At 60.7% G+C, this 21252-nt stretch carries 20 protein-coding genes; 5 read left to right on the top strand and 15 right to left on the bottom strand.

The features are described 5' to 3' along the window. Genes xdhC through guaD form a run of 3 tightly spaced genes read left to right on the top strand, consistent with a single transcriptional unit; the run spans position 1 to position 3928 of the window. Positions 1-882, top strand: a complete 882-nt coding sequence (xdhC, locus tag B5M07_RS04110) for a xanthine dehydrogenase accessory protein XdhC (RefSeq protein WP_120350334.1) — start codon at positions 1-3, stop codon at positions 880-882. A 41-nt stretch (positions 883-923) separates the two neighbouring features. Continuing rightward, positions 924-2525 carry a xanthine/uracil/vitamin C permease gene (locus B5M07_RS04105; RefSeq protein ID WP_120350333.1) on the top strand — a complete coding sequence of 534 codons (1602 nt, stop codon included), beginning with the start codon at positions 924-926 and terminating at the stop codon, positions 2523-2525. Between the two features lie 59 nt (positions 2526-2584). Beyond that, a complete protein-coding gene (guaD, locus tag B5M07_RS04100) occupies positions 2585-3928 on the top strand; it encodes a guanine deaminase (RefSeq protein WP_120350332.1) in 1344 nt (447 codons plus the stop codon). A gap of 160 nt (positions 3929-4088) precedes the next feature. Here guaD and B5M07_RS04095 read toward each other — a convergent pair whose 3' ends face one another. The 7 genes from B5M07_RS04095 to B5M07_RS04065 all read right to left on the bottom strand — a co-directional run bounded on the left by B5M07_RS04095 (position 4089) and on the right by B5M07_RS04065 (position 10529). Continuing rightward, entirely contained in the window at positions 4089-5033 is a 945-nt protein-coding gene (locus B5M07_RS04095) for an oligopeptide/dipeptide ABC transporter ATP-binding protein (RefSeq protein WP_120350331.1), read from the bottom strand. Beyond that, a complete protein-coding gene (locus B5M07_RS04090) occupies positions 5030-6004 on the bottom strand; it encodes an ABC transporter ATP-binding protein (protein WP_120350330.1) in 975 nt (324 codons plus the stop codon). The genes B5M07_RS04095 and B5M07_RS04090 overlap by 4 nt, the downstream gene beginning before the upstream one ends. A 5-nt stretch (positions 6005-6009) precedes the next feature. Then, positions 6010-6882, bottom strand: coding sequence for an ABC transporter permease (locus B5M07_RS04085; RefSeq protein ID WP_120350329.1), 873 nt, complete (start codon positions 6880-6882; stop codon positions 6010-6012). Further along, positions 6882-7802, bottom strand: a complete 921-nt coding sequence (locus tag B5M07_RS04080; RefSeq protein WP_120350328.1) for an ABC transporter permease — start codon at positions 7800-7802, stop codon at positions 6882-6884. The genes B5M07_RS04085 and B5M07_RS04080 overlap by 1 nt, the downstream gene beginning before the upstream one ends. Positions 7803-7874: 72 nt before the next feature. Continuing rightward, entirely contained in the window at positions 7875-9407 is a 1533-nt protein-coding gene (locus B5M07_RS04075; RefSeq protein ID WP_120350327.1) for an ABC transporter substrate-binding protein, read from the bottom strand. Between the two features lie 54 nt (positions 9408-9461). After that, positions 9462-10076 (bottom strand): RraA family protein, encoded by a 615-nt coding sequence (locus B5M07_RS04070; protein WP_120350326.1) that lies wholly within the window; start codon positions 10074-10076, stop codon positions 9462-9464. A 108-nt stretch (positions 10077-10184) separates the two neighbouring features. Further along, complete coding sequence (locus B5M07_RS04065; RefSeq protein ID WP_205570901.1) at positions 10185-10529, bottom strand: RidA family protein; 345 nt, start codon at positions 10527-10529, stop codon at positions 10185-10187. Between the two features lie 166 nt (positions 10530-10695). Here B5M07_RS04065 and B5M07_RS04060 point away from each other — a divergent pair, with 166 nt between their 5' ends. After that, positions 10696-11628, top strand: coding sequence for a LysR family transcriptional regulator (locus B5M07_RS04060; RefSeq protein WP_120350324.1), 933 nt, complete (start codon positions 10696-10698; stop codon positions 11626-11628). On the opposite strand, the gene B5M07_RS04055 is transcribed toward B5M07_RS04060, so the two are convergent. The 8 genes from B5M07_RS04055 to B5M07_RS04020 all read right to left on the bottom strand — a co-directional run bounded on the left by B5M07_RS04055 (position 11610) and on the right by B5M07_RS04020 (position 19736). Further along, positions 11610-12557: an ornithine cyclodeaminase family protein gene (locus B5M07_RS04055; protein WP_120350323.1), complete on the bottom strand. Its 948-nt coding sequence runs from the start codon at positions 12555-12557 to the stop codon at positions 11610-11612. The two genes, B5M07_RS04060 and B5M07_RS04055, sit on opposite strands and share 19 nt — an antisense overlap. Then, on the bottom strand, positions 12554-13798 hold the full coding sequence (locus B5M07_RS04050; RefSeq protein WP_120350322.1) for a Zn-dependent hydrolase: 1245 nt from the start codon (positions 13796-13798) through the stop codon (positions 12554-12556). The genes B5M07_RS04055 and B5M07_RS04050 overlap by 4 nt, the downstream gene beginning before the upstream one ends. Before the next feature lie 28 nt (positions 13799-13826). Further along, positions 13827-15110 carry a TRAP transporter large permease gene (locus B5M07_RS04045; protein ID WP_120350321.1) on the bottom strand — a complete coding sequence of 428 codons (1284 nt, stop codon included), beginning with the start codon at positions 15108-15110 and terminating at the stop codon, positions 13827-13829. Further along, entirely contained in the window at positions 15107-15580 is a 474-nt protein-coding gene (locus B5M07_RS04040) for a TRAP transporter small permease (RefSeq protein ID WP_120350320.1), read from the bottom strand. Before B5M07_RS04040 ends, B5M07_RS04045 begins: the two co-directional genes overlap by 4 nt. Further along, positions 15577-15951: a cupin domain-containing protein gene (locus tag B5M07_RS04035; RefSeq protein WP_254693954.1), complete on the bottom strand. Its 375-nt coding sequence runs from the start codon at positions 15949-15951 to the stop codon at positions 15577-15579. The genes B5M07_RS04040 and B5M07_RS04035 overlap by 4 nt, the downstream gene beginning before the upstream one ends. Continuing rightward, positions 15948-16937, bottom strand: coding sequence for a TRAP transporter substrate-binding protein (locus tag B5M07_RS04030; RefSeq protein ID WP_120350319.1), 990 nt, complete (start codon positions 16935-16937; stop codon positions 15948-15950). Before B5M07_RS04030 ends, B5M07_RS04035 begins: the two co-directional genes overlap by 4 nt. Before the next feature lie 616 nt (positions 16938-17553). Beyond that, on the bottom strand, positions 17554-19002 hold the full coding sequence (locus B5M07_RS04025; RefSeq protein WP_120350318.1) for a sensor histidine kinase: 1449 nt from the start codon (positions 19000-19002) through the stop codon (positions 17554-17556). After that, positions 18999-19736 carry a response regulator transcription factor gene (locus tag B5M07_RS04020; protein WP_120350317.1) on the bottom strand — a complete coding sequence of 246 codons (738 nt, stop codon included), beginning with the start codon at positions 19734-19736 and terminating at the stop codon, positions 18999-19001. Before B5M07_RS04020 ends, B5M07_RS04025 begins: the two co-directional genes overlap by 4 nt. A 225-nt stretch (positions 19737-19961) precedes the next feature. On the opposite strand from B5M07_RS04020, the gene B5M07_RS04015 reads away from it, so the two are divergent. Next, positions 19962-21206 carry an ABC transporter substrate-binding protein gene (locus B5M07_RS04015; protein WP_120350316.1) on the top strand — a complete coding sequence of 415 codons (1245 nt, stop codon included), beginning with the start codon at positions 19962-19964 and terminating at the stop codon, positions 21204-21206. Positions 21207-21252: the final 46 nt, after the last annotated feature.

Below are 21252 nucleotides of genomic sequence, written 5' to 3'. Positions count from 1 at the left end.
ATGTCGAATAACGCCGTTTCTTTGGATGAATTTCTTGCGGCACATGCATCGGTCATTCGCGTCGCACTGACCCGCGTGCGTGGTTCCTCCCCCCGGAACGAGGGAACTGAGATGTTTACCTCTGCCCAAGGGCTTTGGGGAACGATAGGCGGTGGCCAGCTGGAATTTCTGGCCATCCAAGCAGCGCGGGACATGCTGCAGAGCGGAGATTTGGTGCGAGAGTTGGACGTGCCGCTTGGCCCTGAGATCGGCCAATGCTGCGGGGGAAGGGTCGAAATCCGCCTGACGCGGATGCGGTCATCAGACAAGCGCGCCGCAGCGGACCGGGCTCGCGAGACAAAAGCCGCCCTGCCTCATGTCTATGTCATGGGGGCCGGTCATGTCGGGCGGACCTTGGCCGACCTGTTTCAACATTTGCCCGTCAGATGCATCCTGATTGACACCCGAACCGAGGAGATCGCTCTCAATACGGCAGCGGTAGAGACCCGTATCAGCGTGCTGCCAGAGGCCGATATCTGGAGCGCGCCAGCAGGCAGTGCCTTTATCGTTCTGACCCATGATCATGCGTTAGACTTTCTGCTGACCTCCGCCGCGTTGGAACGGGGTGATGCCTTGTACGTCGGTATGATCGGCTCGGCGACCAAGCGCGCAAAATTTAAAAACTGGGCGCGCATGCACTGCGACGGCCAAACGATCGAACATTTGAATTGCCCCATTGGGGCATGCGGTAGCCGCGACAAGCGGCCCAGCGTCATTGCAGCCTTCGTGGTTGCCGAGGTGATCGCTGAATTGACCACTGAAACTGCCGCAACCGCCCCGATCGGGGCAATAGAAGCGCCCCACGGGCGCGCATATCTGGGCCGAACGGGGAGACTGGCCTGATTGGCCAGAGGCGTTCCGCCCTATCAGTGGAGGAGACCGTCATGGACGGGAGGATTTATAACTACAAGCTGTTTGCACGCAGCGATTTTAACGCTTTTTGGGCGTTATTTACCGACAACCTTGTGAACTTGCTGATCCTGACTGGCGTTTGCCAGTTCGTTTTTCAGATGCCACCCGAAATCGTTTTTGGCCGCATCGTACCCGGCGCGGCCATCGCCATTTTGGCCGGTGTTGCGGTCTATACCTATATGGCCAAATGGGCAGCCAACAAACAGGGCAAAGACGTGACCGCCCTGCCCTATGGCATCTCGACACCCGTGATGTTCGTCTATCTGTTCGGAGTCATCGGGCCAATCTACTGGGCCACGAACGACCCGTTGCTGGCATGGCAGGTCGGCATCGGGGCTGGCTTCATGGGCGGTGTCGTCGCTGCACTTGGGGCTATCGTCGGGCCGTGGTTGAAAGAGATCACGCCGCGCGCGGGCATGCTAGGCACCCTATGCGGCATCGCGCTTGTGTTTATCGGCTCGGTGCCCTTGGCGCAGATTTTCGAAAGCCCGATCATCGCCTTCACGTCGTTGTTGTTCATCCTATGGGGGCTGATCGGACGGTTTCGCCTTCCGGGCAACTTGCCTGCCGGTCTGGTGGCAATCGCTGCGGGTACAGTGATCGCCATTGTCTTGGGGGAGTCCAAAGTTGACGTAAGCGGAATCGGGTTCTACCCGCCGGTTCCCTACATCGGCGATCTACTTGCCGGCATTCAGTACCTGTTCGCGAACCCTGAACTGTTCCTCGTGCTGATCCCGGTGCAGATCTACAACTTCATCGAAACCATGAACAACGTGGAATCTGCGGAAGCGGCAGGCGACCACTATCCGGTCGGTCTGTGTCAGGTTACCGATGGGGCGGGCACGATGCTGGGCGCACTCTTTGGATCGCCCTTTCCGACGACTGTCTACATCGGCCATCCCGCCTACAAACGGCTTGACGCACATGCGGGCTATATCATTGGTGTTGCTGTCGTCATCGCCGCTGCCGCATTTGTCGGGCTCTTGTCGTTCCTTGCAGGTCTGATCCCGGTTGCCGCGGCCGCACCGGTCTTGGTCTTCGTATCCGTCAGCCTGATCACCAATACGGCATGGGCGGTAAAGCCGATGCATATGGCCGCCGTGTCCTTCGCCATCCTGCCGCATATCTCGGCCTTCTTGGTGACCAAGTGGGGTTCGTTGATGAATGCCCTGCGCAGTTCCGGCGTTGAGGGTCTGCCATCTTTGGGTGACGAAGCGCTCACCGCTGCGCTTTTGATGGAAGGCGCACATTACGAAGGCCATCTGGCGCTTAGTCAGGGGGCGATTATCACCGGACTTATCTGGGGTGCGATCGTCGCTGACATCATTGACGGCCGCTTCAAAATGGCAGGCGGTTTTGCAATCGCAGCGTCTTTGATGTCGTCGGTCGGGATCATTCATTCCTACAAGCTGCAACTGCCGCAGCTGGACCCGATCACCATAGGCTACTTGATCGTCGGCGCCTTCATGTACCTATATCCGTTGGTCGCACCGAAAGAGGACCTAGAGCACCGCATTGTTGTGCCCGATGAGCCAGACTTCATGGATGAAGATATGCCCGCCCATCAGGCGTAACCAAACGATGGGCGGCAGGTCGCCGCCCCTCTAAACTCTTCCCTAGATTTGAGAAACCTATGACCCAAAAACTGCTTCGCGGTCGCCTGTTGACCTTTCACCGCGCGCCGCAAGATGGCTCTGATACCCAAGCCTACACCTACCTTGAAGATGCCGGTTTGTTGATCAGCGATGGCATCATTCAAGACAGTGGTCCCTTCGACAGTATATTGGCCAAAGCCCCCGATGTGCCGATCACGGATCACCGCCCCTATTTGATGATGGCAGGTTTCATCGACACCCATATTCATTTTCCGCAGGTGCAAGTGATCGCCTCATGGGGTTCGCAACTGCTGGACTGGCTCAACAATTACACTTTCCCGGAAGAAACGCGCTTTGCCTGCGAAGACCACAGTCACCGCATGGCACAGGCGTTCTTTGACCAGTTGGTTGCGCATGGCACGACCAGCGCCGCCGCATATTGTTCGGTTCACAAGACCTCGGCGGACGCTTTTTTCTCAGAAGCGACGCGGCGCAATATGCGGATGCTGGGCGGTAAGGTCTTGATGGATCGCAATGCGCCAGCCGATCTTCTCGACACGCCGCAGAAAGGGTATGATGAAACAAAGGCGTTGATCTCCGAATGGCACGGCAAAGGCCGGAACGGCTATGTCATAACGCCCCGGTTCGGCATCACGTCATCGCCAGAGCAGATGGAAACGGCGATGGCGCTCGGTGCGGAGCATCCTGACTGCCACATCCAGACGCATTTGTCCGAAAACAAAGATGAAATCGCCTTCACCAGAGAGCTCTATCCGCAGGCGCGTGATTATTTGGATGTGTACCAGTCCTACGGCCTGTTGCGGGACAACACACTGTTAGGGCACGCCATTCATCTCGAACCTAGAGAGGTTGACGCGCTGGCGGAAACCGGCGCGCATCCCGTGTTCTGCCCCACTTCGAACCTTTTTCTCGGCAGCGGTCTGTTTGATCATCCCAACCTAACTGCGCGTGGTGTTCAGAGCGGGATTGCGACGGACGTGGGCGCGGGCACAAGCTATTCGATGCTCCAAACCCTGAAGGAGGGCTATAAAGTTCTGCAGCTACAGGGGCAATCTATGCATCCGCTCCAAGCTTTCGATTGGGCGACACGAGGCAACGCCAATGTTCTGGGTCTGGAGGACAAAATCGGTACGTTGGCATCGGGAACAGAGGCAGACGTTGTGATCTTGAACTCATCTGCCACAAGCGCGATGGCCCTGCGCATGGAGCGCGCCGAGAGCCTCGCGGAGGAGTTGTTCGTGCTGCAAATCATGGGGGACGACCGCGCTGTCGAAGAAGTCTACGTGAGTGGCGTTGCTCAAAAAGCTTGCCAAGACCGGCCTGCAGGGGTGGTCCGCTTCAGTGGGGGGATTACCGCCTAGCGCCTCGCGCAGGTTCTGCCGATTGATCGCGATTTACCGCAGCCTGCCCTTATGTTTGGCGAAGGGCTCGGGGCTGCGGGTCTCGTTCCTGCACGCAAAGCAAAACAGCGCTTTGCCGAAATGCTCACCGGCGTGGTTCAGCCGCAGAAGGAACACGACGTCATGCCGCCCGCTCGCACCTGACATGGGTGTCGCGCAACTCCCGGAGCTCTTGCAGGCCTTTGACGCAGCCTTCCCGCACATCCGGACAGCGCGGCGCGAAAAGGCACCCGCGGCGTGCGGCAAACGGGTCCGCCGCCGCCGCGCCCAGCTTTTGTTCCGGCAGCCCTACCTGTGGGTCCGGCAACAAGGTCGCGGCAAGAAGGGCACGTGTATAGGGATGGCAGGGATTTTCGAAAAGTGTATCGGTTCCGGCTTCTTCAATCTTTTGCCCAAGGTACATGACAGCCACGTGGTCTGCCAAATGCTCAACCACGGCCAGATTGTGGCTGACGAAAACCATCGTGAGGCCAAGCTCTTTCTTGAGCGAAAGCAGCAGATTGATGATCTGCGCCTGTACCGAGACATCAAGTGCCGAGGTCGGCTCGTCACAGATCAGCACACGTGGGCCGAGGATGAGCGCGCGGGCGATGGCGACACGCTGCCTTTGCCCGCCCGAAAGCTCGCCGGGATAGGCATCGGCCAATCGCGCGGGCAGCCCCACCAGATCGAGCATTCGCTTGACCTCGGCGTCGACATTTGTGCCGCCGTGCAGGCGCAGCGGCTGGCCGACGAGGGTCTGAATGCGCTTGACCGGGTTGAGCGAGGCATTGGGGTTCTGAAACACCGGTTGGATCAGCCGCACGCGGTCGGCCACCGGCATGGCGCCGATCTTCTGGCCCGCGATCTCGACCTCGCCTTGGTCTGGCTGCAACAGGCCCAGCATAATGCTGACCGCCGTGCTTTTGCCGCAACCGGATTCGCCGACGAGCCCAAGCGTTTCGCCCTCGGACACCTCAAGCGACAGGTCGTTGACCGCCACCAGCTCCTCGGTCGGAGCGAACATGCCGCGGCGCAGACGGTAGGCTTTGCGGATGTTGGTCATTCGGATCATGGGGGGCGTCATGCTGCCACCTCCGCTGCCTTGACACATTCAACGAAATGGCCGGGACCGGTGTCGACGCGCGGCACCGGGTCATTGATGCAGCCCGGTCCCGCAAGGGCGCAGCGGTCGCGAAAGGCGCAGCCCTGCATTGTGCCGATCAGCCCCGGCACGCGCCCCGGAATGGCGGGCAATTCGCTCCCGCGCGGGGTGACGCCCGGCACCGGGATCGCAGCAAGTAGGCCTTGGGTATAGGGGTGGCGCGGCGCGGCAAAGAGGTCAGCGGCGGGCGCGCGTTCGGCGATGCGTCCGGCGTACATCACCGCGACATCGTCAGCGATGGCCGCGACCACGCCCAGATCATGCGTGATTAGCAAAAGCGATAGGCCAAGATCGCTTTGCAGCTCGCCCAGAAGCGCCAAGATCTGGGCTTGAATGGTTACATCCAGCGCGGTCGTCGGCTCGTCCGCGATCAGCAGTCCGGGCCGCCCCATGAGCGCCGAAGCGATCATGATGCGCTGGCGTTGGCCGCCGGAGAACCCGTGCGGATATTGCGTCAGCCGCGCCGCCGGATTGGCGATGCCCACGCGGTCGAGCATCTCGATGGCGCGGGTGTCAGCGTCCTTACGGCTCAGCTTTTCGTGGCGCACGACGCCTTCGGTCAGCTGTCGCCCGATGGTCAGCGTCGGGTTCAGCGCGCTGGTCGGATCCTGAAAGATCATCGCAACGTCACGGCCACGCAGCTTTGCCAGCTTGCCATCGGTCCTCGTGGTCAGGTCCTGACCCGCCATCTGAAAGCGGTCGGATGTGACCTTGGCGTAGCGCGGCAGCAGTCCCATGATCGAGGTCGCGGTCAGCGATTTGCCGCAGCCCGACTCGCCCACAAGGCAGAGCGTCTCGCCCTTGGCAATTTGCAGATCCACCCCGCGAACCGCGTTCAAGATGCCCCGGTCGGTGGGGATCGAAACGCGCAGGTTGCGAATATCAAGCATCATCTCGGTCATTTCCGTGCAGGTCCCGTTATATCGCGCAGTCCGTCGCCAAAGAGGTTCACAGCCAGCACCAGCAGACAGAGCGCCGATCCGGGAAGGGCGATCAGCCACGGATCAAACAGAATATTGTCGCGACCCTCGGAAATCATCAGCCCCCAGCTTGGCGTCGGTGGGCGCACCCCCAGCCCGAGGAAGGAGAGCGCGGCTTCCAGAAGGATCACGTTTGCGACCTCCAGCGAGACGACGACAAGGATCGTGGCGCGCATATTGGGCAGAATCTCGAGGAATAGGATGCGGGTTCGGCTCGCCCCGATGGCCCGCAGGCCCATGATGAATTCCTGATGCCGAAGGCTTTGTGCGGCAGCGCGGGTGACGACGGCGAACCGATCCCAGAGCAGCAGACCCAGAACCGTTATCAGCGTGATCAGCGACGCGCCGCCAAGTGCCACCGCCGCCAGTGCGACCAGCACGATGGGCAGCGACAGCCGGGTTGTGATGGCAAAGCTGATAACCATGTCGATCCAGCCGCCAAAATAACCTGCAAGAAGGCCCAGCGTGATGCCGATGGCGCCCGAGACGAGGATAACCCCCAGCCCCACACCCAGAGACACCCGCGCGCCATAGATCAGGCGCGACAGGTAATCGCGGCCAAGGTGATCGGTGCCCAGAAGGTGTTCGGGCACGGAACGGTCATGCCAGAACGGCGGCAGAAGGCGGCGTGTCAGGTCCTGCGCGATCGGGTCATGCGGGGCGAGCAACGGCGCCAACAGCGCGATCAGAATGATCCCCGCCAGCAGCGTGCCGCCAATCAGCGCCCCGGTGTTGCCGCGCATCTTGCGCCAAAGGCTGGGCCGTGCGGTTTCCATGGTGACTTCGGACATCAGGAAGCCCCCCGCAGGCGCGGATCAAGTACAGCGTTTAGAATGTCGGCCAGTGTGGTCAGAACGACGTAGAGCAGCGACAGGATCAGGATAATCGCCTGCATCACCGGCAGGTCACTGCGCAGCAGCGATTCCCAAGCCAGCCGCCCCAGCCCGTTCAGCGCAAAAACGCTCTCGATCACGATGGACCCGGACAGAAGCTGGCCCAGTTGCACGGCCGCCAGCGATACCAGCGGCAGCACCGCGTTGCGCAGCGCGTGGCGTGAAATCACCAAGTGCATTGGCAGCCCTTTGGCTTTGGCCGCTCGGACGTACTCTGTGGCCAGCACATCGATCATGCCCGAGCGGGTGATCCGCATAAGTTCTGGAATGGCGTAATAGCTCAGCACGATTACCGGCAGGATGTAGCCCTGCCACGTGTCCGCACCTGAAATCGGCACCATGCCGTACCAGACGCCGAAGACGACGATGGCCATGAGCCCCAGCCAGAAGCTCGGGATCGCCTGTCCCGAGACGGCGATCACCAGCGCGAGGCGGTCAATCCAGCCATTCGGCCTCAGCGCCGCCGCGACGCCCAAGGGCACGGCGATCACCAAGGCAACGATGAAGGAGACGAACCCCAACGTCAGGGTGACGCCGACACGGTTGCCGATGATTTCGGTCACCGGCACGTTGAAATAAATGCTCTGCCCCAAATTTCCGGTCAGCGCGCTGCCGATCCAATCGAGATATTGCACAATCAGCGGCCTATCGAAGCCATAGGCGATACGGACCGCCTCGGCGTCCTCAGCCCTGCCGCCGGAGCCCGCGATGGCAATCGCCGGGTCGCCCGACAGGAACATCAGCCCGAAGCTCAGCGCCGAAACGGTCAAACAGACCAGCAGCGCCACGGCCAAGCGTTTGGAGATGAAAGAGAGCATGGGTCTTTCCATTAATAGGGGCCGGACAGTGGGGAGCGGTCCGCCCGGCCCTGTTCCGCTGGCGGGGTCAGCCTATTGCCAGCTGGCCGCCCACCAACGGGCGAACTCGTCGGGGTGCGGGGTGAAGTTCAGATCGTTGGACAGCCCGTAGTTGACGTTGAAGTTGTACATCGGCATCCAATAGGCCTCGTCCGCGACCTTCTTGACGGCCTTGGCGTAGTTCTCGGCGCGCACCTCGCGGTCGGATGCGGTATCGGCCTCGGTCAGCCATTCAGCCAGTTCGGCGTCCTGCACAAGATCGTCCGCGCCGCCGCCAAAGAAGTTCGACAGGATAAACGCCGTGTCGCCAATGCCGTAGCTGCCCCAGTTCGAAAAGAACGCCGGAAGCTCCTTGGCGCGCCACTTGCCGATACCCGAGGAATATTGCTGTTCGTTCAACTCCAGCGTCACGCCGACATTCGCGAGGTCCGCAGCCACCGCCTCAGCCGTCGGGCGGGGCATGGCGGCAAACACCATTTCCATCTCGAAGCCGTCTTCATAGCCTGCTTCGGCCAACAGAACCTTGGCTTTCTCCGGGTCGTATTCATAGGCCGCAACGTCCTGCGCGCACCCGAATTGGGCCGGGTTGCAGGGGGTATTCAGCACCTCGGAGGCGCCGCCCGCGAAAGCTTCGACAATCGCGCCTCGGTTGGTGGCATGGATTAGCGCCTGACGTACCTTCTTGTCGGCAATCGGCGTGTCGCCTGCCATCGCTTCTGGAGCAAAACCCACATATCCGATGCGCATGATCGGCGCGCTGATGATTTGAACCCGGCCTTCCAGACGCGACGCCTGATCCGGGGGAATGCGCCAGATCCAGTCAAGCGAGCCCGACATCAGCTCGGCATACTGGGTGTTCATTTCGGGGATGGTACGGACGGTGATCTTGTCGATGGTCGCGCCACCCTTGGGGCTGCCAGCGTAGTGATCTTCGAACCGCTCCATCTCGTATCGAATGCCCGGCTCTTGGCTCACCAGCTTGTACGGCCCGGTGCCGATCGGCGTGGCGGCTATCCCGGCAGACCCGTTTTCAGCAAAGAACTCATGCGGATAGATCGGAAGCGCATCGGCCAGCATCTCGACCGCGCCGGCAAAGGGCTTGGACATATTGATGCGCACCTTGTAATCGCCCAGCATCTCGACGTTGTCGATCCAGTCGACCGAAATCGAATAGCGGGTGCCGTATTCCGGGGTGATCACGGTGTTGAGCGTTTCGACCACGTCGGCGGCGGTGAAATCGGCGCCATTGTGGAACTTCACACCCTGACGCAGAGTGAACTCCATCGTCAGCGGGCCGGTGAATTCCCAAGATTCCGCCAAGGCGGGCACGATCTCTCCCGTGTCGAGGTTCTTGTAAAGCAACCCGTCATAGATGTGCCGCGCGAGGATCAGGCCCTGACGACCGGCGATCTTATAGGTGTCAAGCGGCTCGGGTTCGGCGGCGAAGGCCACGTTGAGCGTATTGGATGCCTTGTCGGCCAATGCGGGCGTGCCCAGCATCAGCGCTGTGCTGGCGGCAAGCGCCGCCATCCCGGTGAAACGTTTTCTAGATACAGTTTGAATCATGGGTCTCTCTGTCGGTTGAGTGAAGTGAAGAAAGGTGGTGCCGGTTTTCCGGTTCTAGGAAGGCTGCTTTGCGCCCCGCGTGATGTCGGCCAGTGTCTCGCCCGCGCGCAGGCGTTCGAGAATCCCGACCTCGTCTTCCTGCATCTTGCGGGCGCGCGCCGCGTGGTTTGCGGCCTGTTTCTTGTCCAACACGACAACGCCGTTTTCGTCGGCGAGGATCATGTCGCCAGGCCGGACGGAGACACCGCCACAGCCCACGGTCACGTTGAAGTCGCCGCCAAGCCGGCGCGGCTTGGTGGTGATTGGCGAGCGACCGCGGCACCAGACGGGGAAGTCTTCGTGCTCTATGGCGGACCGGTCGGTGACAAAGCCATCAATCACCGCGCCCACCACGCCGCGCGCCTTGGCGGCGGCGGTGGTAACCGCGCCCCAGCAGGCATGGCGCAGATCGCCGCAACGGTCGATGACAATGACCTGACCGGGTTTCGCGGCAGAGAGTGCATCGGTGAGCATCGCGCCATCGTCGCCTTGTATGCGCACGGTCAGCGCCGGGCCAAATACCCGACGGCCGGGCAACAGCCCCTGCAGCGACGGCGCCATGAAGCCGGTTTCAAGGAAATGGCCCAGCGTCGCCGTTTCGATGTCCGAGAGGTCGAGTTGGGGTGTCATGCTCTGTCCTGTCGCCTGTTTTCTAGGAAAAGGATGGCGGCGAGAGAGCTAATGGGTCAAATAGCCGAGAGTTATGACAGGCATAACCCCCGGGCCGGGATGCGGTGCTCAGACCGCCGCGGTGACGATGAATTCAACCTTGTAGTCAGGCGTGGCCAGCTTGGCCTCGCCACAAGCGCGCGCGGCCGGATTGGCAGGATCAATCCATGCGTCGTAAACCGCGTTCATCTCTTGGAAATTTGCCATATCGTCCAGCCAGATAATAACCTGCAACATCTTGGATTTACTGCTGCCTGCCTGATCCAGCAGGCAGTCGATGGCGTTCAGGCAGTCCTGGGTTTGGGTGGCGACATCCGCACCGGCGGTGCCGACTTGGCCGGCGAGGTAGACGGTGTTGTTGTGAATGACGGCCTGGCTCATGCGCGGGCCTGGGTGCAGTCGTGTGATGCTCATGCTTTTCGCTTTCCGATTAAATGAGCGGCAAGCCTATCCGACGGCGGGCGAAGCGCACAGTTGCGCTACATAGGCGCTGTCAATCACAGGCATTCGCATTGACTATGTGGCCAGTGACCAAAAATAGGGCATTCTCAGCCAACCCGAACAAAATCGAGTCGCCCCCATGATCACCCAATCGCAATCCGACCTGAACTGGAACCTGCTGCGCATGTTCTACATGATTGCGAAAGAGCAGAGCATCACCAAGGCGGCCAGGCAGCTGGGCCTAAGCCAGCCTTCGGTCAGCAATGCGCTGCAAAAGCTCGAAGCACAACTCGATTGCCAGTTGGTCTTCCGCGACAGCCGCCATTTCGAACTGACGACACGCGGCGACAAGATTTTTCAGGAATGCCGCGATATCTTTCACAGTGCCGAGCGGATCAGCCTTCTGGTGCGAAATGCTGAAGAAGAGGAACGGGGGCAGGTCCGGTATCAGATCATCAGCAATCTGGTGTCACCGATGTTGGACGAGTTGCTGCGGCTTTATCATCAGCGCTATCCTTCCGTGGCCTTTCAAAGCGAGGTCCAGAACAGCCAGTCCATCGTCCGCTCGATCCAACAGGGGCGCGGCACGATCGGATTTTGCCTCTTGGCCAAACCGTTGGTCAATCTGCCGTCGATCCGCTTATTTCGAGAAGAGTTCCTTGTCTTCTGCGGTGCCGAGCATCCGCTCTTCGGGCAGGAGACCGTGGCACTGCGGGATCTCAGGCACGAGCCCTTCATCAGCTTCGCCTGCGCCACCGAAGGCATGGGGCTCGAGCCGATGTCGGTTCTGCGCGAAGGCACCCGGCTGGGCAGCCGCATCAACGGGCTGAGCACCAACATCGAAGAGGTTCGCAGGATGATCGTGGCCGGCCTTGGCGTTGGCATCCTGCCGCTGATGACCGCGCAGGACGACATCCGGCGCGGCGATCTCTGGCCGCTCAAGATCACCGACGAGGCCATCGGCGCCGATGTCTATCTCGTGCATGCCCCGAGAGAGAAGCTGTCGCCCTCGGAGCAGAAATTCGTCGATATCGCGGAGGAACTACTGGCGCTTTACCCCGATATGGCGTGATCGCGCGCTAGGTTGGCCGCAGCCAAGTCCTGAAGCGCCATGCCTGCGGATTTGAAAACGGTGCGTGCTGTGTCATCCCTCCGGCCCGGATGCGCCCTTTGGCACAATTCGGCCAGATCGGCACGGATGTGGCCCGGCGTGATCTGCCCTGCGTCCAGCGGCTGAGCAAGGTCACCCGCCAGAGAGGCCCCGGCGCGCAGATCAACGAACAGCTCCGCCTGCGTGATCGCCTGATCGTCGCTTTCGCGCATATCACCCTTAAAGGCACCAATCAGGTCAAGGTGACTGCCGGGTTTGAGCCAGTGGCCATGGATGATCGGCGCTGTCGAGGCGGTGACTGTGCTGATCACATCCGCGGCTCGGCACGCCACTTCGAGGTCACGCGCGGCTTGCGCAGGCAGACCCTGTGCGCGGAGCGCTTCGGCGACAGCCACCGCCTTTTCGCGGCTGCGCCCCCATATCGACACCGTTGTGTAAGACCGCACCGCACAATGCGCCGCCGCCACGGCGAGCGAAAGCTGCCCGGTGCCGACGATCAGCAAATGACGGGCGTCCTTACGTGCGAGGAAATCCGCCGCCAGTGCCGAGGCCGCCGCCGTGCGCCGCGCGGTCAATGCGTCGCCATCCAGCGCCGCCTGCATCTGTCCGGTTTCGCCATCAAACAACAGATACCCTGCATTGATCGTCGGGCACCCTTTGGCGGCGTTGCCGGGAAAAAAGGTCACCACCTTGACGCCGATGCTTTCACCCGGAACCCATGCGGGCATGATCAGAAGCGAGGCTTCGCTGCCATCGGGCTGAGCGATGCTCAGCACCTGCCGGTCCGGGGCCTGCACCGCGTTGCCGCAGTACCAGTCGCGCAATTGCCCGATCAGATCGGGCCAGCCCAGCGCGGCTTCAAGCGCCTCATGTCCGATCAATGCGCTCATCGATCGGCCCGATTGACGACGGCATGCAGCAAGATATTCAGCCCGGCGACGAAACTCTCGGGCGTGCAATTTTCTTCGTTATTGTGGGTGATGCCGTTTTCGCAGGGCGTGAAGATCATCGCGGTCGGGCAATGGGTGGCAAGGAAATAGGCGTCATGGCCTGCTTGGCTCTGGATATCCCGCCAGTTGAAACCCATTCGGATCGCCTCATCGCGGATGCCGTCGATCATCTCGTGATCGAAGATGTCGCCACCCCATTCCCATTCATCTTCGATCTGCGCCTCGCAACCACAGCGCGCAGCGGATTCATAAAGCGCACGGCGCATCTTTTCCGCCATCGCACGGGTCGTGATCGGATCGGGATGCCGGACATCGCAAACCGCCTCGGCCTCGTCCGACAGGATGCCCGGTTTATTGGGCCAGGCGGTCAACCGTGCGGCGGTGGCCTTGCCGTCATGCACCGCGAAATCCCAGCCAATGTCGTCCACCGCCGTCAGCCAGCGCGCCCCTGCCGCCAGTGCGTTCTTGCGCAGATCCATCGGCGTCGGCCCGGTGTGCGAGGTCTGGCCCTTGAACGACGCCCGCATGCCGCGCACAGGGTAACCGCCGGTGACGATGCCGACCTGCCTATTTTCTGCGTCAAGGATCGGCCCCTGCTCGATATGCAGCTCGAAATAGGCGTCGATCTCCCCCGCCTTACAGGCGCGGTCGCCCTTGTAGCCGATCCGCTCCAGCTCATCCCCAAAGCGCGCGCCATCGTCGCCGACTAGGTCATGCACCCAATCGATATCGTATTTTCCGATGAAACAACCCGACGCGACCATCGGCGGCGAGAACCGCGCGCCTTCCTCATTGGTCCAATCGACAACGAAGATAGGGCGTTTGGTGACATGGCCCGCATCGTTGAGGCTGCGGATCACTTCCAGCCCGGCCAGCACGCCTGCGATGCCATCAAAGCGCCCGCCGTTAATCTGGGTGTCGAGATGGCTGCCGATCAGGATCGGCGGCAGGTCGTTATCGGTGCCGTCGCGGCGACCAAAGATATTGCCGACGGCGTCCACCTCGACGCTCAGCCCGGCCTCTTCGCACCAGCTACGAAACAGGTCTCGCATGGCTTGGTCGTCATCGCTCAGCGTCAGGCGCGACAACCCGCCCGGGCGGCCTTTGCCGATCTCTGCCGAGGCTTCAATGGTCGACCAGAACCGATCGAGGTCAACGCGGGTATCGGGAGTTATTGACATGAGAAACTTTCTTTCTTGAGAGCCGGGATCAGAACAGGAGGCCCGGAAGATCGGTAATTAGAGCAGGAAACAGGACAAGAAGCAGCAACACGCCGACCATCACGCCAAGCAGCGGCACGAGGTATTTAAACGAGTCGCTAAGCGGAATTTGCCCCACACGACAGGCGGCCATCAGGTCAATGCCAAGCGGTGGGGTGTTCGCGCCGATGGCAAGGTTGATGGTCAGCAAAATGCCAAAGTAGACGGGGTCGATACCGTAGTGGCCAAGGATTGGCAGGAAGACCGGCGCGAGGATCAGAATGATCGCGATGCTTTCCATGAACGTGCCGAGGATCAACAAGACCGCCATCATCATCAGCAAGGCAACAGTGCCGCTTTCGGTCGCCTGCGTGATCCCTGCAACGGCCATCTGCGGCACCTGTTCGGCAGCGAGGATCCAGCCAAAGACCGACGCCGCGGCAATCACCAGCAAGATCACACCGGTCATTTCCGTAGTCTCACGCAAGAGTTGGGCCAGCATCTTGAGGCTCAGCGCGCGATAGACAAAAATGCCGATAAAAAGCGCATAGGCCACGCCGATGCCCGCAGCTTCGGTGGGGGTAAATATCCCCAGTCGGATCCCACCGACAATGATGATCGGTGCCAGCATGGCGAGGATCGAGCCCTTGGCAGCACGGCCAAGTTCACCCCAAGAAAACGGCTCTCCGCCCTGCCATCCGTTGCGGCGCGAAATCCACCACGCTACCAACATCAGCCCGAGGCCCAGAAGGATTCCGGGTATGATCGCGGCCACGAAAAGTTGGCCGATTGAGCTGTTGGTGGCGGTGCCATAGACGATCAGCACGATTGAAGGCGGTATCACGGTGCCGAGCGACCCCGCGCAGCCCAGAGCTGCCGCGCTGAACCCCGGCGCATAGCCTTGGTCGCGCATTGCAGGCAGCATCATCGTCCCGATCGCCACCACATCGGCCACGCCAGACCCGGAAAGCGAGCCGAACATCATGCAAGCAATGATCATGACCATCGCCAGCCCGCCGGTGCGCCGCCCGATGAGCGCCGAACACAGTGCAATGATCCGGGGTGCGAGCCCGCCATGGACCATTAACAGCCCGGCCAAAAGAAACAGTGGGATTGCCAGCAGCGTAAAGCTGTTGATCCCTGCCACGGCCCGCTGGGCCACAACGATCATCGGCGCAGCATCGGCAATCAGTAGGTAGAACATCGACGACAAGCCCAACGCGACGGCAATCGGCGCGTCCAGCAGCACCAATACAACGAAGACCACGAGAAGAAGAGCAAGCGCAAGGCTCATGTCCGGCCCCCTTTCAGGATGAGGCCCAGAAGGGCGAGACCGCAGCAGACCGGCAGGGAGAGGTAGAACAGACCTACGGGTAGCGAGAGTGCGGTCGTCTGGTGTGACCAAGTGATCCCGGTCAGTTTCCAGCCCGTCCAGATAAACACCACCAGAAAAACAAAGCTCGCCAGCCAGGCAAGAACGGCCAGCCCACGGCGCAGCATCGGCGGCATGACGATCAGGTCGAGCAGCCCGGCGCGAAAATGCGAGCCGCGCACAAAGCCCGAGATCGCGCCCACGAAGGTGAGCCAGACCAACGCCAGCCGGGGCAGTTCCTCAGCCCAACGCGGTGTGGAGGAAAACAGGTAGCGCGAGATGACGACGTAGACGACCATCGCGGCAAACCCCGCCACCAGAGCGGCGCCAAACCAGCGCGCGGCACGGTCGATCAAAGTGGCCGCGCGCAGCGACCCGGTCCCGAGTGTCATGGTTTCAGAAATCCTTCCGGTCCGCGACAGAGCATGCATTCGTCGCAATAGGCCGCGACAACGACCCATTCGTCTGAGATCACCTCGACCGTGTGATCGAGCCCCGGCGGCAAGCGCACGGCGGTGCCTTCGGTCATGTGGAATTCCTCGCCCCCTGCCCGTAGGATCGCTTCTCCTTTAAGTGTGAGCGTAACCTCGTCCCGGGGATGGCTGTGCGCGGTGGACTTCGCACCCTTTCGGCCGGTGGTCACGGAAAGCTTGATAAAGCCCTCGCCGCGCGCCGCCGGTGAAAACAGCACTTTCTGTGTAAAGTCGAAAAGTTGCACCGGCTCCACCGATGCAACTTCTGTGATTTCAGGCCGCAGGGTCATTTGCGGTACTGGTCAAGGATGGTCAGAAGATCCTCGCCATAGACGTCCTTCTGGCTTTCCCAGATCGGCGCGACCGCTTCGATAAAGGCAGCCTTGTCGACCTCGTTGAACGCCATGCCCTTCGCTTCAAGCTGCGCAATCAACTCGTCATTCGCGGCGGCAACCATATCGCGCTGTTTCAGACCCCAAGTAGTGGCGGCCTCCATCACGATGGTCTGGTCCTCGGGCGAGATTTTGTCCCACGTCGCGCTCGACATGGTCAGCGTCGCGGCCCCCCAGATGTGCTCAGACAGCGAGACGTACTTCTGCACCTCAAAGAAAGAGGCCGAGTAGATGATCGCCAGCGGGTTTTCCTGCGCGTCGAACAGACCTTGTTGCAGCGCTGAATATAGCTCACCGAAGGACAGCGGTGCGGGCTCAGCGCCCAGTCCTTCGAACGTAGCAAGCCGCACCTTGTCTGGTGTGACGCGGATTTTTAGACCGGCGAGGTCTTCCGGATTTTCAATTGGGCGGACATTATTGGTGATGTTGCGGAAGCCGTTTTCCCACCAACCCAGAACCTTGATGCCTTTGGCATCCATCATCTCGGCCAGCGCGGCACCCAGATCGCCGTCAAGCGCGGCAAACGCCTGTTCGCGGGCGCCCCATGCGTAGGGCATCTCGATGATGCCCATGCGCGGCTCGATCCCTTGAAACGAGCCTGAGCCGATCAGTCCGGCCTGAACCGAGCCGAATTGTAGGCCCTCGATCACTTCTTTTTCGCTGCCAAGTTGGCCCGAAGGGAAGACCTCAATCGCGACGCGGCCCTCGGTGCGGCTGTTCACTTCGTCCGCGAACCCGCTTGCAGCGGTGTGCCAGCTGTGGCTTTCCGGCAGAACGTGGCCAAGTCGGATGGACACATCGGCAGCCAAGGCGGCAACCGGTGCAAAGGCCGCAAGGCTAACCGCCAGCAGGCCGCCTTTGATTAGGGTGGTGGGGGCTTTCATTTGGGTCTCTCCTGTTGAGCATTGATTGCCGCAGAAGAAATACCGATCACGGATTCCAAGCAAATAGGCCCAGCCTATGGTTGGGAGAGCTTTTGCCAATGCTCCTCAACGCTTGGGGCCGCGCCAGTTAGCCGGAATATCGGCCCACCGCCTATCGTCGCAACCATTTTCCTCAGGGCCGGTTTGCCAAGCACGCCGCCAATGCCAGTCCCTTGCGGGGTATTCGACTGCCGAGTGTCACGTTGGCAAGCCACTTTCTACTCGCTTTGACAGGTAATACCGGCCCTTACCTGCCGTTCGCTTCACGGCCGAGCGCTGCAGTGTAGCTTCACCAAACCGGCCATGCATGGCGCAACATTTCCGAAGAGTGAAGGTCGACAGATCGGGCGAAACGTCAATTCGCGGTGCCCACCCCAATGGACGCGATTGAAATCAGTGCTGGGAACTCTTGTGACATCGACCAATACGCCATCATAAAACGCAATGAAATGCGCAACGGCGTTGAGATACCTGCGCCTATGGCGATGCTGCCAATCGCGATAAAGTGCAGCGATTGCAACGGCGCGCATTTCGTCACTGTGAATGTTCCAAACGCGGCACCAATTAACCTCTTTAATCACCCTCTATCGATCAAAAGGCAGGCGGATAGGCCGACGGGCGTGTCCTTGAACGACAGCGATCCACCGTGCATTTTCGCAATCGCCGCGACGATTGTAAGGCCAAGGCCATAACCGTCGATCGTTGCTGTGTTGGTACCGCGCTGGAATGGCGCCATCAGAGCTTCCATATCCGCAGCAGAGCTTTCCGAGCCCTCGTCTTCGATAACGATCGTTGCCGTCTGGGCATCGGCTTCCAACGCGACGGTGGCGCGTCGACCGTATTTGAGGGCGTTTTCGATGAGGTTTGTTACCGCGCGTTCAAGCGAGATCGGCCGCCCCATCACGGTAACATCCCGGTCAGGTGCGAATACGCTTTGGCCCTGCCGCGACGTGAAGACCGAGCGCGCGCCTTGCACAATAATGTCAGAGCCTTCGCGGAAGGTCACATCCTTGCCCATATCCTGATAGTCCGCGACGATTGAATCGATCAGCGAGCCGAGCGAGAGCTTGCGGGGCGCTTCGACATTCATCTCGGCCCGCGTATAGGTCAGCACGCTTTCGATAATGCCTGTCATGCTGTCGATATCGGCCTCAAGCTTCTGGCGCAATTCGGAATCCGGGATCAGCGCAGTCCGCAGCCGAAGCCGCGTGGCGGGTGTTCCAAGGTCGTGACTGACCCCTGAAAGGACGGCAGCGCGGCTGGACAATTGCTGGCGCTCATCTTCGAGGAAACTGTTCACGGCGGCGACGATCTCCTGCAATTCTTGTGGTCCGGGCAACTCATAGCTCGCCGGGCCACCGATGCGTCGGCGGCTGCGCAATTGTTCGGCGAATTGAGAAAACTCAGCCGAGAGGTTCAGGATCACCGTGAGGATCACCCCCATGGAAAGCGCGGCCAAAAGAACTGCCCACATGCGATGGTCGGCGGGCGCTGCGTCGCAGTTGAGCACCGAAGCGCCGTCAATCTCAAACCACGGGGCGCTGCCCATCTGGGCAAGCACGACCGGATCGGTGCAATAGGAGGCTACCAGTCGAAACACCTCGCCAGCCTTTTCCGCTGCCGTTTGATAGGCCCGGTTAGGAATCTCGGCCAGTTTGTAGGTAAGGTCGGGCGACAGGATCGCCATGGTGAGGGGCGCACCGGTCTGACTGTTGGCGCTGTCGGCAGAGATCAAGACGATGGTCACCCGCGCGGCGTGAGGGGCCTGCGAAATCTGGCGAAAGGCCCCGTTAGCGGCGTGGACCTGATCTTCCGGTGACAGGGCACGAATTTGCACCTCTTCGGCCGGGACGGTGCCGTTTTGCACGGCGTAGTAAAGGTTGATGCCCGCGACATAGGCCCGCTCCTGATGCGCCCGCCAGCTTGCATTTGAATTGCTCCAAAGCCAGACGGCAAGCCCGCCCGCTATGAAGGCCGCGATAACGAGGAGGCTGCCGATCGTCCGAAGGCTGCGGCGCTTGATCACGTGTCCTGTTCCATCACGTCGACCGCAAAAACGTAGCCGACCCCGCGTTCGGTTTTGAGGAATTTGGGGTGCTTGGGGTCTGCCTCAATCTTTGAGCGCAGCCGCCCGACCAGCACGTCGATGGCGCGACCAAGTCCTTCGCCCTGCGGTTCTGCCTCGCCGGTGACGTCAAGCGCGACGGCGATCTCCTCGCGGGTCAGGGGTATGTGGGGATTTGCAAGAAGCACCCGCAGCAAGGCAGTCTCGCGCCGGGAAAGGGACACCTGCACCCCGGTAGGAGAGCGCGCCTCGTTGTGCTTTGCGTCATAGGTCCAGCCGGAAAAGGTGAACGTCTTGGTGTTGCGGCGATGCACCAGCGAAGACGACCGCCGCGTTCGGTGCAGCACGGCCTTTACGCGGGCGAGCAGGAGTTCGGGGTTAAAAGGCTTGGCGATGTAATCATCGGCCCCCACCGCGTAGCCCTCCATGCGCTGGTGATCTGCCGAAAGGGCCGACACCATGATGATCGGCACGTCCTGCTCCTGTCGCAGCCGCCCACAGATATCGAGCCCGTTTTCGTCCCCCAGCATGACGTCTAACAAAATCAGATCGACCCGCCCGCCTTCGAGATGAGCCGCAACCTCGGCTTCCGTGGCAGCGGGCAGCGCGATTGTCCCGTGTTTACGGAGGAATTGCGTCATCATCTGACGCATTTCGGGGTCGTCATCGACCACCAGAATTCGGGGAATCGTCAACCGCTCTCCTCCTTAGGCTGGCGCGGGATACCGCTGCCTCGCCCCTCGTTTATGTAGTATGATGCAACAAAATCCACGGCTAAGTAACAAGCTGTAACGGGCGGCGGGAATAAATGCATGTCGGGCGCAGATACCCGCTATGTCCGCATTGCATGCTTTGCCCTTCAGGCTCAGTCTCCCGTTATCCGGTCTGGGAGGGCCGTAATTTCCACGGGAGGACATCTAATGAAAGCCTATGTAACTGGGGCAGTCTCTGCTCTGTCGATGATTGTAGCAACTTCGGCTGTTGCCGAACCGACCGCCGAAGTGCTGCACTATTGGACATCTGGCGGCGAAGCCAAATCTGTTGCCGTTCTGCAAAAAGAATTCGCTGACAAAGGCGGCAGTTGGACCGATATGCCGGTGGCCGGTGGCGGTGGTGACGCGGCGATGACCGCACTGCGCGCCCGCGTGCTGTCGGGCAATGCGCCGACGGCGGTGCAGCTCAAAGGCCCCGCAATTCAGGAATGGTACGAAGAAGGCGTTCTGGCCGATATCTCTGATGTTGCTGAAGCCAACAACTGGGACGCAGTGCTGCCCGCCTCCATCGCCGGCCATATGAAGTGTGAAGGCACATGGTGTGCCGCACCCGTTAACGTGCACCGGGTCGATTGGATCTGGGCCAATGCAGAAGTACTAAGCGCCAATGGCATTGAGATGCCGACGACTTGGGAAGGGTTCAACGCCGCCGCCGAGAAACTGCAAGAGGCCGGGATCATCCCGCTGGCGCATGGTGGACAGGCTTGGCAAGACGCCACGGTTTTTGAGGCTGTGGCTCTGGGCATCCTCGGGCCAGAAGGCTATCGCAAGGCCTTTGTAGAGCTCGACAAAGAGACACTCACTTCCGATGCTATGATTGCGGTGTTCGACCAGATGCGCATCATGCGTGGCTTTGTCGACAGCAACTTCTCGGGCCGTGACTGGAACCTCGCCACCTCGATGGTGATGAACGGCGAAGCCGCCTTCCAGATCATGGGCGACTGGGCCAAGGGTGAGTTTATGGCCGCAGGCAAAGTGCCGGGCGAAGACTTCCTCTGTGCCTCTGCGCCGGGCGAAGGCTTCCTCTACAACGTAGACAGCTTCGCGATGTTCGACGTCGATGGCGAAGACAAGAAAGCCGGGCAGCAACTGCTTGCTGAACTGGTCGTCGGTCAGAACTTCCAAAAGGTGTTCAACCTCAACAAAGGGTCGATCCCCGCCCGCACCGATGTAGCGCTGGATGAATTCGACGACTGCGCCCGTCTTTCCGCCGATGACATGCAAGCCAGTTCCGACGGTGATGCGCTGCTGCCAAGCTATGCACATGGCATGGCCCTGCGCGGCGCACAGGCCGGTGCGATCACCGATGTGGTGACGGCGCATTTCAACTCGGACATGTCCTCTGCCGATGCGGTCCAGATGCTCGCAGACGGTATCGCGAACAGCATGTAACGCCTGCTCCTGCCCCCGCGTTTTCGTGGGGGCAGGCCAAATCCGG

Source organism: Sulfitobacter sp. D7, from assembly GCF_003611275.1.
GTDB lineage: Bacteria > Pseudomonadota > Alphaproteobacteria > Rhodobacterales > Rhodobacteraceae > Sulfitobacter > Sulfitobacter profundi.
Note: the sequence above shows the minus strand (reverse complement) of the source record. Positions and strands in the feature narration are given on the sequence as shown.

Coding starts and splice junctions, on each gene's coding strand:
- B5M07_RS04105 (WP_120350333.1), top strand. CDS start 924: ATGGACGGGAGGATTTATAACTACAAGCTGTTTGCACGCAGCGATTTT.
- B5M07_RS04030 (WP_120350319.1), bottom strand. CDS start 16,937: ATGAAAGCCCCCACCACCCTAATCAAAGGCGGCCTGCTGGCGGTTAGC.
- B5M07_RS04080 (WP_120350328.1), bottom strand. CDS start 7,802: ATGCTCTCTTTCATCTCCAAACGCTTGGCCGTGGCGCTGCTGGTCTGT.
- B5M07_RS04060 (WP_120350324.1), top strand. CDS start 10,696: ATGATCACCCAATCGCAATCCGACCTGAACTGGAACCTGCTGCGCATG.
- guaD (WP_120350332.1), top strand. CDS start 2,585: ATGACCCAAAAACTGCTTCGCGGTCGCCTGTTGACCTTTCACCGCGCG.
- B5M07_RS04075 (WP_120350327.1), bottom strand. CDS start 9,407: ATGATTCAAACTGTATCTAGAAAACGTTTCACCGGGATGGCGGCGCTT.
- B5M07_RS04090 (WP_120350330.1), bottom strand. CDS start 6,004: ATGATGCTTGATATTCGCAACCTGCGCGTTTCGATCCCCACCGACCGG.
- B5M07_RS04015 (WP_120350316.1), top strand. CDS start 19,962: ATGAAAGCCTATGTAACTGGGGCAGTCTCTGCTCTGTCGATGATTGTA.
- B5M07_RS04065 (WP_205570901.1), bottom strand. CDS start 10,529: ATGAGCATCACACGACTGCACCCAGGCCCGCGCATGAGCCAGGCCGTC.
- B5M07_RS04035 (WP_254693954.1), bottom strand. CDS start 15,951: ATGACCCTGCGGCCTGAAATCACAGAAGTTGCATCGGTGGAGCCGGTG.
- xdhC (WP_120350334.1), top strand. CDS start 1: ATGTCGAATAACGCCGTTTCTTTGGATGAATTTCTTGCGGCACATGCA.
- B5M07_RS04050 (WP_120350322.1), bottom strand. CDS start 13,798: ATGTCAATAACTCCCGATACCCGCGTTGACCTCGATCGGTTCTGGTCG.
- B5M07_RS04045 (WP_120350321.1), bottom strand. CDS start 15,110: ATGAGCCTTGCGCTTGCTCTTCTTCTCGTGGTCTTCGTTGTATTGGTG.
- B5M07_RS04070 (WP_120350326.1), bottom strand. CDS start 10,076: ATGACACCCCAACTCGACCTCTCGGACATCGAAACGGCGACGCTGGGC.
- B5M07_RS04055 (WP_120350323.1), bottom strand. CDS start 12,557: ATGAGCGCATTGATCGGACATGAGGCGCTTGAAGCCGCGCTGGGCTGG.
- B5M07_RS04040 (WP_120350320.1), bottom strand. CDS start 15,580: ATGACACTCGGGACCGGGTCGCTGCGCGCGGCCACTTTGATCGACCGT.
- B5M07_RS04095 (WP_120350331.1), bottom strand. CDS start 5,033: ATGACGCCCCCCATGATCCGAATGACCAACATCCGCAAAGCCTACCGT.
- B5M07_RS04085 (WP_120350329.1), bottom strand. CDS start 6,882: ATGTCCGAAGTCACCATGGAAACCGCACGGCCCAGCCTTTGGCGCAAG.